2 protein-coding genes are annotated in these 1591 nt (G+C 70.5%); one reads left to right on the forward strand and one right to left on the reverse strand.

The window, feature by feature from the left end; translation table 11 throughout:
- On the reverse strand, nucleotides 1–1008 hold a 1008-nt coding region (locus A4V12_RS30095; RefSeq protein ID WP_234372378.1), incomplete at its 3' end, for a PP2C family protein-serine/threonine phosphatase.
- Nucleotides 1009–1286: 278 nt separating this feature from the next.
- Between A4V12_RS30095 and A4V12_RS39230 the strand changes: the two genes are divergently transcribed.
- The coding region (locus A4V12_RS39230; protein WP_234372379.1) for a hypothetical protein at nucleotides 1287–1591 on the forward strand (305 nt) is incomplete at its 3' end.

Below are 1591 nucleotides of genomic sequence, written 5' to 3' on the forward strand. Positions count from 1 at the left end.
GGGGCTGAGGTGGTAGGCGGGCGGGTGGCCGCCGGTGGCCAGGGTGACCGTGAAACCGCCGTCCCGGGCCGGGTCGAGCAGGCCGAAGATTGCGGTGCAGAAGCGGGTGCCGACCGCCGCGTCCAGCAGCAGCGCGGCGTTCAGGGCTTTGAGCGCGGCCGTCGGGTCCGCGTCGACGAGGGCTGCGGCCCGCAGCGTGTAGCGGGTCAGTGAGGTGACCGAGGCGGCTTCGGCGCCCTTGCCGCACACATCGCCCAGGAAGAACGCCCACCGGCCCCCGTCGACGGGGAAGACGTCGTAGAAGTCACCGCCCACTTCCTGCGGGGAGGCGGTCTTGTAGTGGCAGGCGAGCTCCAGCCCGGGTACCGCAGGGAGAGCGGGAGGCACCAGGGTGCGCTGCAGGGTGGAGGCGAACGCGGCGATGGCCGCCTTGTCCCGCTCCGCGCGCTTGCGGGCTTCCTCCTCCGCCTGGCGCTTGTCCTCCTCGACCTTGCGGCGCTCCTGCTCGGCGCGCAGCACGTGCAGCGCCGACAGCCGCAGCTCCAGCTGGTCACGCACCACCGCGGCCAGGTCCGCGAGCGTGGCCGAATCCGCCTCGCTGATCTCGCGGGGGCGGGTGTCGAGGACGTTGACCGTGCCCAGCCGGTACCCGTCGGCGGTGATGATCGGAGCGGCCGCGTAAAACCGCACCCCCATCGGGCCGGCGACCAGGGGGTTGGAGCAGGCGACCGGATCGAGCAGGGTGTCGGGGATGACGGTGGTGTCATTGGTCAGGACCGCCGAGGCACACAGGCCCGGATCGCGGCCGATCTCGGTGACGCCTTCCAGGCCGTGCGTGGCCTTGAACCAGATCCGGTCCTCGTCCACGATCGTCACCGTCGCCACCGGCACCTCGAACAGACGCGCGGCCAGCGCTGCGACTCTGTCGTAGGCGCCGTCCGGAGGGGTATCGAGAATGTCGTAACGGCGCACCGCCGCCATCCGCGCCGCCTCGGCCGACGCGGCCACAGGCCCGCTCGGTGCTATCGCAGGCGGGCTCGCTTGCTCGGGCATAACCCTCGTCTCGTTCATCCCCCCCAGGAAGGCGCCGACCAGACAGTCAGCACCCAGGCACTGTACCCAAACGCCTCAGCGCACCCGATCCGACGACGAGCTTCGCGGGGACGGCCCAGTCCAGGGAGGACGGCCCCCGGTCGCCCACGGGGCCCGTGCACGAGAGCAGTCGACATGCGGGGATAATCTGGCAAGCGGCCCATTTGCAGGTCAATGCGGGACGGATGGGCGACATGAGTGGCACGCACAAGGAGCTGGTATGCCGGGTGAGGCGTGAGCTGCTGCGGGCGGGTTTCAGCCTGGTGGACGGAGATGAGAGCGGGGCGCCCGGCATGCGAGTGGTCCAGGTGCCGGCGGGAGCGATGGTGTGCTGGACCCCCTTGGGCGGATCCGCCGAACTGACCGGGCCTCTCGACCGTTCGGGTCAGAGCACACAGGCGGCTGTATTCACAGCGGTGAGGGCTGTCCTCACCGGCCGGGGACACAGTGTCATGGTGACCAACGGGACGTTCGACCTCATCGTCCTTCCCCCTCCTCA

The organism is Streptomyces noursei, from assembly GCF_001646665.1.
Classification (GTDB): Bacteria; Actinomycetota; Actinomycetes; order Streptomycetales; family Streptomycetaceae; genus Streptomyces; species Streptomyces lavendulocolor.